The 9915-nt window shown below is 39.6% G+C and carries 6 protein-coding genes and 1 pseudogene; 5 read left to right on the top strand and 2 right to left on the bottom strand.

The annotated features are described in order from the left end of the window. Nucleotides 1–648 precede the first annotated feature (648 nt). Both rmuC and H5119_RS19380 read left to right on the top strand, forming a co-directional pair. Nucleotides 649–2115 (top strand): DNA recombination protein RmuC, encoded by a 1467-nt coding sequence (gene rmuC, locus H5119_RS19385; RefSeq protein ID WP_182703403.1) that lies wholly within the window; start codon nt 649–651, stop codon nt 2113–2115. Nucleotides 2116–2380: 265 nt separating this feature from the next. Next, nucleotides 2381–4717 (top strand): S9 family peptidase, encoded by a 2337-nt coding sequence (locus tag H5119_RS19380; RefSeq protein WP_182703402.1) that lies wholly within the window; start codon nt 2381–2383, stop codon nt 4715–4717. Nucleotides 4718–4885: 168 nt separating this feature from the next. On the opposite strand, the gene H5119_RS19375 is transcribed toward H5119_RS19380, so the two are convergent. Next, nucleotides 4886–5860 carry a carboxylesterase gene (locus H5119_RS19375; protein WP_182703401.1) on the bottom strand — a complete coding sequence of 325 codons (975 nt, stop codon included), beginning with the start codon at nt 5858–5860 and terminating at the stop codon, nt 4886–4888. Nucleotides 5861–6148: 288 nt separating this feature from the next. After that, nucleotides 6149–6958 (bottom strand): sulfite exporter TauE/SafE family protein, encoded by an 810-nt coding sequence (locus H5119_RS19370; RefSeq protein ID WP_182703400.1) that lies wholly within the window; start codon nt 6956–6958, stop codon nt 6149–6151. A 463-nt stretch (nt 6959–7421) separates the two neighbouring features. Between H5119_RS19370 and H5119_RS19365 the strand changes: the two genes are divergently transcribed. From H5119_RS19365 to H5119_RS19355, 3 genes and pseudogenes are all read left to right on the top strand, one after another. Then, entirely contained in the window at nt 7422–8396 is a 975-nt protein-coding gene (locus H5119_RS19365) for a DUF1852 domain-containing protein (protein ID WP_182703399.1), read from the top strand. Between the two features lie 31 nt (nt 8397–8427). Beyond that, nucleotides 8428–9468: a methionine synthase gene (locus H5119_RS19360; RefSeq protein ID WP_182703398.1), complete on the top strand. Its 1041-nt coding sequence runs from the start codon at nt 8428–8430 to the stop codon at nt 9466–9468. Nucleotides 9469–9697: 229 nt separating this feature from the next. Then, nucleotides 9698–9915, top strand: a pseudogene (locus H5119_RS19355) (group II intron maturase-specific domain-containing protein); the annotation flags it as partial.

Raw genomic sequence — 9915 nt, 5'->3', positions numbered from 1 at the left:
TGTCTAAAACTTACCATTGAAATATTATTTTAAAATTTTCATTTTTTATGAACTTAATTAAAAATAGGGCGTCTACTATTATGCTTGTTGATTAATTGCAGTTAATACAAGTATTCATGTTGATTTCCCTATTTAGTTACTAATTTTAGTAATGATTAAGCCAGTTCGTTTTGAACTGGCTTTTTTTATGCCTAAAACTCACTATTTTCATATTATTTAAAAAATTTTCATTTTTTATGAACTTAATTAAAAATAGGGCGTCTACTATTATGCTTGTTGATTAATTGCAGTTAATACAGGTTTTCATGTTGATTCCCCCATTTAGTTACTAATTTTAGTAATGATTAAGCCAGTTCGTTTTGAACTGGCTTTTTTATGCCTAAAACTCACCATTGAAATATTATTTTAAAATTTTTCATTTTTTATGAACTTAATTAAAAATAGGGCGTCTACTACTATGCTTGTTGATTAATTGCAGTTAATACAGGTTTTCATGTTGATTCCCCTATTTAGTTACTAATTTTAGTAATAATTAAGTCAGTTCGTTTTGAACTGGCTTTTTTTATGCCTGTATTTCTTTGCTCCCCTACTTCTATTGATAGTTATTCGTTATGATGGCATGTCACTAAATGTTATAAGTTTATTGTTATGTTTATTCAAATACTCACTAATATTGATTGGTTAAGCGCAGGCGCTGGGGCTGTTCTAGGCGTTGTATTTTACGGTGTTGTATCAGTACAGCTGCGCAAAAAATTACAGCACAAAATAAGCGAGCAACAACAGCAGCTTTCAATTTTACAAAATCAATTTGATAATAAAGTGCTACAACACACCACCTTGTTAGAAGATCATGAGCTGCTTGAGCACACTCACCAAGAGCAGCGCGATGAGGCGCAGCATTTTAAAACCCGGTTTAGCGAACAAGAAAAACAAAGCATTCAATACAACCACTTTTGGCGTAAAGCTGAAGGTGAATTAACAGCGCTTCGCGAGCAATACAACCAACGCGATGTTGAATATAATAATATGCGCACCACGCTTGAGCAAAAACAGCAAAACTTTACCGAACAGCTTGCGCAAATTGAACAAAGTAAAAATATGCTCAAAAAAGAGTTTGAAAACCTAGCTAACAAAATTTTAGAAGAAAAATCACAAAGCTTTAAAAGCCTTAATCAAGAAAGTATTGAGCAACTACTAAAACCTGTACAAGGTGAGTTAAAAGGGTTTAGAGAGAAAATGGAATCAATACACGTTGAAGATATAAAACAACGTACCGCACTTAAAACCGAGTTACTGCATTTACAGGCCAAAAGCCAAGCCATTACTGATCAAGCAGATAAGCTCAGTAACGCGTTACAAGGGCAAAAAAAGACCCAAGGTAATTGGGGCGAGTTAATGCTTGAGAACGTGTTAGATAGCGCAGGCCTGCGCGCAGGTGTTGATTACAAACGAGAGGTGTCGTTTAACACCGAAGATGGCCGATTGCGCCCCGATGTAGTTGTATACTTACCGCAAGGGCGGCACTTAGTTATTGATGCTAAAACATCGCTAAACGCCTATACCCGTTATGTAAATGCCGAAAACGAGTTAGATGCTAATCAAGCAATTAAAGAGCATGTAAACGCCGTTACAGCGCGTATTAATGAGCTTGCTAGTAAATCATACGATCGATTACCTGGTATTAACTCGCCAGAAGTTGTGGTGATGTTTGTGCCAATAGAATCAGCCTTTGTTGAGGCCCTTAAGTATCAAAGTGATATTTATCAACAAGCAATTGAAAAAAACATATTAGTGGCTACACCTACTACGCTGCTTACAAGTTTAAATATTGTTAAGCAGCTTTGGCGCTTTGAAGAGCAAACTAAATATTCAAAAGAGCTAGCAAATAGAGCTGAGCGTTTTTATAACAAGCTCAACGGCTTTTTAACCAGTATGGAAGGCGTAGGTAAACAGCTAGATAAAGCAAAGGAAAGTTACGACAAGGCATTCTCGCAGTTATATCGTGGTAAAGGTAATTTAATTAAGCAAGCTTCTGAATTTAAAGAGCTTGGTGTATCAGTGCAAAAAGAGTTACCTAATGAGAGTGTTGAACGAGCTCAGCTAGAATTGGATTAATAATGTCAGCTTAAATGAGCCAGCACTACTGAAATCTTATTATAATTTAACTTAATATTTTACACGGCTTATTAAGACGCATACTTATTGCATATTGCATGCAACTTCGCGTTTAATGTAGCTATGCTTGCGATGAACGTTCTGATATTAAGCGCAAACTTTGCTAAAGTAAGCACTGTTAAACATTCGTTTGTTGAACCCAATAAGCGTGTTGCCCAACCCTTAAAATAATAGCAACAAGCACACACCCATTTTAGGATCTCACATGAAATTACTTAAAGCCTCAGGGCTCGTACTGTCCGTAATGGCAGGACTGTCTTTATCAGGTTGCTCTGTAACTAACAATAGCGCATCGGTTGCAGCCTCAACCGAAATGAGCGCCCCACTTTCGCTAGAACAAATCTATAAAGATAAATACTTTAAGGCGCAGCGCAGCACATACTTTAAATGGTTAGACGATGGCACTGGTTACACAGTACTTGAAGCGCGTGAAAACGAAAAAGATAAAAAAGACGATGCTGGTAAAGCTGATGACGAAAAAGAACACGGCGTAAAAGGCAACGACATTGTTTTTTACAACGCCGATGGTACTGGCCGTAAAGTGCTGGTTGAATTTGAAAAATTACTACCAGAAGATGTAGACGAGCCATTTGCAATCGAAAGCTATCAATGGTCAAAAGACGGTAAATGGCTAATGGTATTTACCAATAGCGAGCAAGTTTGGCGCTCTCGTAGTCGTGGTGATTTTTGGCTATTAAATTTAGAAACTAACAAACTACAGCAGCTTGGCGGCGAACAACCTGAACCTAAAAAGCTAATGTTTGCTAAGTTCTCCCCAGACAGCTCAAAAATAGCCTATGTGCGCGATAACAATATTTATATGCAACCGGTTGGTAGTAACAAAGTAACTGCACTTACAACAGATGGCAGCGCCACCATTGTAAACGGTAATTTTGACTGGGTTTACGAAGAAGAGTTCACCATTGCTGATGGCTTTCGTTGGAGCCCAGACAACAAATCAATAGCGTATTGGCAGCTTGATACCAGCGACGTTAAATTTTTTACCATGATCAACAACACCGACGAGCTCTACCCTACCCTCAAAACGTTTCCGTATCCTAAAGCGGGTGAAACTAATTCAGCCGTGCGCGTGGGCGTGGTAAGCCTTAGCGACAAACAAACCCGCTGGGCCAAACTTGAAGGTGATAATCGCGATCGCTACATTCCGCGCATCAGCTGGGCAGGCACTGGGGATGAGTTAATGATCCAAGATTTAAACCGCCCGCAAAGCCACAATAAAGTGTGGTTATTTGATTGGCAAAAGCAGCAACTGACTAAAATTTTAGAAGACAAAGACGACGCGTTTATCGAATGGTTTTATAAAGCCAATTGGTCAAAAGACGGTAAGTTTTTTATTTGGCACAGCGAGCGCGATGGTTGGCGTCATCTTTATCGTGTATCGCGCGATGGCAAAACCATTATTGATCTAACGCCTGGCGATTACGATATTGTTGATATGCTCACTATCAATGAAGAAAAAAACGTGATGTATTTTATTGCCTCACCAAACGATCCTGGTCAGCGCTATTTATACAGCACACCCCTTGATGGCAGCAGTAAACCTGTGCGTGTAACCCCTGCAGAGTTTGAAGGCTCAAACAGCTACTACATGTCAAAAGATGCCTCATGGGCGATGCACACGTATTCTAAATTTGGCACACCACCAACTAAAGAAATCATTAAGGTGAGCGATCACAGCAATGTAAAAACCTTAGTTGAAAATAAAGTACTAAAAGAAAAACTTGCTAAGCAAACCTTACCTACACATGAGTTTTTTAAAGTTAACGCGCAAGATGGCACAGAGCTCGATGGCTATATTATGTTTCCTGCTGGTATGGATGAAAGTAAAAAATATCCGATTGTTTTTTACGTTTATGGCGAACCGTGGGGCTCAACAGTACAAGACCGTTTTGAAGGCGACAGCTACTTATATAAATCGCTACTAACGCAAAAAGGCTTTATTGTCGCATCGGTTGACAACCGGGGTACGCGTGCACCCAAAGGCCGCAATTGGCGCAAATCGATTTATAAAAAAATTGGCTCAATTACCGTGCAAGACCAAGTAGACGCCCTAGATGCTATGGCTAAACGCTGGGATGTAATAGACACTGAGCGCGTTGGCGTATGGGGACACTCAGGGGGCGGTAGTTCAACGCTTAACTTATTGTTCCGTCACGGCGATAAATACACAGTGGGAATTGCCTCAGCACCGGTGCCAGATATACGTTTATATGACACTATTTACCAAGAGCGTTACGCGGGGAACCCAAATACCGATCCTGAGAGTTACGACAACACCTCGCCGATTACCTTTGCTAAAAACCTAACTGGTAAGCTGTTGCTTATTCACGGTACAGGTGATGATAACGTGCATTACCAAGGCTCAGAGCGTTTAATTGACGAGCTTGTAAAGCACAACAAACAGTTTGAGTTTTTCTCATACCCTAACCGCTCACACAGTTTGCGTGAAGGCAAAGGCACCACTTTGCATTACCACACTATGATGGCTGACTTTTTTGAAAAGCACTTACTAAAAAAGTAATAATTTAAAAAAGAAAAATACTAAAGCCGCACACTAATTATTAGTGTGCGGCTTTTTTAATCAAAATGTAATGGGGGTTTACAAAGCGTAAGTTGGGTAGAGTGCAACGAAACCCGACAATAATAAAAAATGACTTATACACTCAATGTCATCTAAAATAGCGAAGGTTCACCATGTTATTAGCCAGTTTTCAATTTCGATAACATCATCACGATCAAACACCATTAAACTTGAATGAGAGCGAGCATTAAAAGTTATTTTTTTTACTAACTCATTTTGTATTGATGAAAAGTAAGCCGGGGGGGATAGAGAGTCAACATCTGAGTTAATTAACAATACAGGCTTTTTAGTCTCAGTTAATTTAGGCAATAAATTTGTTTCTTGAATGGTTACTCCTGCCTCAAACATTGCTTGGTTAACAATATTATCAATCTCGCTATGAAAAAAATGACTAAGCAAAGACGATTTATAAGGTAAGTACTCCTTAGCTGCAATGTCAAAACTCATCATTGGGGCAAGTAAAATAGCAGCGTCAACATATTCTGATGATAATAAGTTACTTGCAGTAAGTGCTCCCATAGAATGGCCGACTACAACAGTCTGGTTATTTGTTTGATTTAAAAGTGATTCAGCAAGCAGTTCATTTAAAATGCCGTGCTCTTTTGCTGCAAATACAAATGCTTCAGTTGATTCACCATGGCCAAAAAGATCTGGAATAATAACGTTCATACCAAGCGCTCTAAAATAGATAGCTGAAGCCATCATTGCTTCTTTACTGCCCCCATAGCCATGAAGCAATAAAGCAGTGCCTTCAAAACGATTAAATGTATCTGGTGTCATTCTGTGTGAAATTGTATTTTCTACATTATTACCAGTTGCATGAAGGTTGTAATAAACAGAGCTCCCTTGCGAAAATTCAGCTGCTTGATAAGGTTCAGCAGTCAGATATGTAATGCATTGAGTGGTACTAAAAGAGCAAAATGTATGTTTTTCAAAGCCAATGTCGCTAGGTTTTGCTTTTATAAACTCCGCTTCAGAAAGATAAATATCGGGGTTTGACATGACGTAACTTCCAATTGAAGTACAGCCAGACAAAGAAAATATATAAAGTGTAACTGCTAATAGTTTGGTGAAATTTTCCATTTTCGCTTCATTAGTTAAATTTGAATATCAATACTTCAATTAAGCAAATAACCTCCTATGGGTTGGAGGAGGTTTTAGCTTTTAGTTAGGCCGTTTTGATATTATTTTAAATTACCTTAACTTAAAAGTATCTTTTATCCTTCTAAAAATACAAGCGCGAGATAAACTCCCGCCTACAGACATGTGATATAGGTGGTTTAATGTAGCAGCGACTTTACGTCGCGTCTTTTAAAGGTTTAAGTATGAGCCGTTTTTTAAGGCTCATAATTTAACCCGAACTAAATAACCTTATCGAGTAAACATATTTATTGCCATTATTATTAATAAGCCGGCAAATATTTTCTTTATGGTTGAAACTGGTAAATAATGGGTAGCTTTAGCGCCTAGTGGTGCGGTAAACCATGAGGTGCATACGATACCCAATAAAGCGGGCAAATACACAAAGCCCGCAAATCCTTCTTTTAGGCTAAATAGTTGGATGCCTGAGCTGATATAACCCATTGAACCAAACAACGCTATCACAATACCTGAGGCCGATGCGCAGCCTATGGCTTTTTTCATATCAACAGAAAAAAACGTCAGTAGCGGCACTAATACTGCCCCGCCACCAATGCCAATCATCGCAGACAAACCACCGGTTATAGTTGTTAAAACGCTCAGTAACCCTTTGTTTGGTAACGGGCGTGGGGCTGATGAATCACTCTTACCAGAAAAAATCATTTTGAGTGCAATTAGCACCACACTCACAGCAAACACTAAGCGCACTACATGCTCGGGTAACAATGCAGCCATAAAGCCACTAATAAGCGCACCAAAGGCAACGCCTGCCATAACCCAAGGTGCAATATCCCAGGGTACATTGCCATTTTTATGATGTGCAATAGCCGACGAGGTCGAAGTAAATAAAATAGAGGCCAGTGAGGTCGCAATGGCAACCACCACTACTTGTTCAGGTGGCAAAGCATTAAAGTGCAGTAATATCATGCTGAGTATAGGCACAATCACCAGCCCACCCCCTATTCCTAATAAGCCAGCTAAAAAGCCAACACCACTGCCAAGTATGGCGCAGTATATAATCAACACTATTAAATCACTCATTCCATTTGTCTCTTCTTATGTTAGGGATAGTTATGCTCTGCGGCGGTGAGTTACTTTTTAAAGAGCTTAATAAAACACCTAAGCTCACCAATGTTTTTTTTGATTATATCAACAACCGTTTATGCAAATTGCACTTTAAGTACGTATCAGTATTGAATAATACTCACGTTTTGTATGAATAAATTACAACACCCGTAAAAACATCTAGAAATCTAGACTTCTAAATTTGTTTTTATGACGTGTTTACTGTTAATTAGCCAAAACTATCTATTCAACCTAGTCAGAAAATGAATCTGGCTCATGTTTTACCTGAAATAAAACCGTTTTTCTTCATGCTACATACCACGTATAAATTTATTAACTCTGCACAGCACCACTGCAGTTAAACCGTTCGTTCGGTTTTAACAGCCTGTAATGACTGATTGATAAAAGCAGCACATTCTTAGATTGAAAGGGTATTGCCATGAGCACTGATTTTACATTTACTATTAAGAGCACTAACTTGGATGAAAACTACCATCCATCAACCAATACGCGTATTACCACCAATTTTGCTAATTTAGCCCGTGGTGAAAGCCGCCAACAAAACTTACGTAACACCCTAAAAATGATTAACAATCGTTTTAATGCACTCGCCAATTGGGATAACCCACAAGGGGATCGTTACACGGTTGAACTGAAAATCATCTCGGTTGATTTAGACATTGCAGGCAGTGGCGAAGCCTTTCCATCAATTGAGGTATTAAAAACCAACATTATTGACCGCCAAACTAACGAGCAAATAGAAGGTATGGTGGGTAATAACTTTTCGTCTTATGTGCGCGATTACGACTTTAGCGTATTACTGCCTGAGCATAACAAAAGCAAACCGAAATTTAGTATTCCCGATAACTTTGGCGACTTACACGGCAAGTTGTTTAAACACTTTGTAAGCTCAAACACCTATAAAAAGCACTTTAAAAAGCCGCCAGTTATTTGTTTAAGCGTGTCTGATAACAAAACCTATCAGCAAAGTGAAAACCTGCACCCTATTTTGGGCGTTGAGTATCAATCTAATGAGTCGTCGTTAACTGAGCAATATTTTAAAAAAATGGGCTTACAAGTGCGCTACTTTATGCCACCAAATAGCGTTGCACCGTTAGCGTTTTACTTTTTTGGTGATCTACTCAACGACTACAGCAACCTTGAACTAATTAGCACTATTAGCACTATGGAAACATTTCAAAAAATTTATCGTCCTGAAATTTATAACGCCAATGCCGCTGCAGGTAGTCGTTATAAACCTAATTTAAAAAATGACGATCATTCGTTAACGCAAATTGTGTATGACCGCGCAGAACGAGGTCAATTAGCAGTTGAGCAAGGTAAATTTACCGAGCAGCACTTTATTAAGCCCTACCAATCAGTACTGCAGCAGTTCTCAGCAAGTATCGCTTAATCACACAACAAAATTAAAGGCAGCATTTATTATGAAAAAATTATTACCTACTTCATCAGCAGGCAGCTTGCCGAAACCGTCATGGCTTGCCGAACCCGAAACCTTATGGTCGCCATGGAAATTACAAGGTAGTGAGCTGATAGATGGCAAACACGACGCCCTGCGCATTTCCCTACACGAGCAACAGACCGCAGGCGTAGATATAGTGAGCGATGGCGAACAAACCCGCCAACACTTTGTAACCACCTTTATTGAGCACTTAAATGGCGTTGATTTTGAAAACCGTAAAACAGTTAAAATTCGCGACCGTTACGACGCCTGTGTACCGACTGTGGTTGGCCCTGTGTCTCGCACAAAACCGGTATTTGTTGAAGACGCCAAGTTTTTACGCCAGCAAACCAGCCAACCTATAAAATGGGCATTACCAGGGCCAATGACCATGATTGACACCCTGTATGACGATCACTATAAAAGCCGTGAAAAACTAGCATGGGAATTTGCTAAAATACTCAACCAAGAAGCCAAAGAGCTAGAAGCCGCTGGGGTTGATATAATTCAATTTGATGAACCTGCTTTTAACGTGTTTTTTGACGACGTAAACAAGTGGGGCATAGCTTGCCTAGAGCGAGCTATAGAAGGGTTAAAATGCGAAACCGCCGTGCATATTTGCTACGGCTACGGCATTAAAGCCAACACCGATTGGAAGAAAACCCTCGGCACCGAGTGGCGACAATACGAAGAAGTATTCCCTAAGCTGCAAAAATCGAATATTGATATTATTTCGCTCGAATGCCAAAACTCACATGTACCCATAGAGCTACTAGAACTCGTACGCGGTAAAAAAATAATGGTAGGCGCAATCGATGTAGCCACCAATACTATAGAAACACCCGAAGAGGTGGCAAAAACCCTACGCGAAGCGCTTAAATATGTAGATGCCGACAAACTCTACCCCTGCACCAATTGCGGCATGGCCCCCCTACCCCGCGATATCGCAAAGGGCAAACTGAACGCCCTAAGCAAAGGCGCAGAGCTAGTACGTAACGAGCTATTAGCAGCGAATGTAGCTTAACTTTTAGTTACAACTGCTGCAAAAAAGCCACACCTTAACACAAGTTAAAGTGTGGCTTTTTTAATCAAAATGTAACGGGGTTTACCAAAAAAAAATAAAAGGTGTAAGTTAGTAGAATATTGGTTGGCTACAGTAGAGCCGAACCAATAATTAATTATGATGTATGAAGTCAGATTTGATCTCTTGTCTGGCTCTGATCCCTTGTCTTCAAATTCATAAACTCACGTAGTATTTACGCGGCTGGGGACACTATTATCTAATAGCCAACGCTTATCAGCTAACGGTAGATTTAGAACACTGGGTCCTTCGTAGAATAAGAATATGCTACTGGCGGCAATGGCGTAAACCTCGCACCAAAGTACGCAGTTTAATGAAATTGGGTGTTAGCGAGCGACTCGCCATAGCCTGTGGTATCACCAGTAAAGGCCCTTGTAGAAGCTCAAAAAC

Source organism: Pseudoalteromonas sp. SG45-5 (assembly GCF_014164085.1).
GTDB classification, from domain to species: domain Bacteria; phylum Pseudomonadota; class Gammaproteobacteria; order Enterobacterales; family Alteromonadaceae; genus Pseudoalteromonas; species Pseudoalteromonas aliena.
Note: the sequence above shows the minus strand (reverse complement) of the source record. Positions and strands in the feature narration are given on the sequence as shown.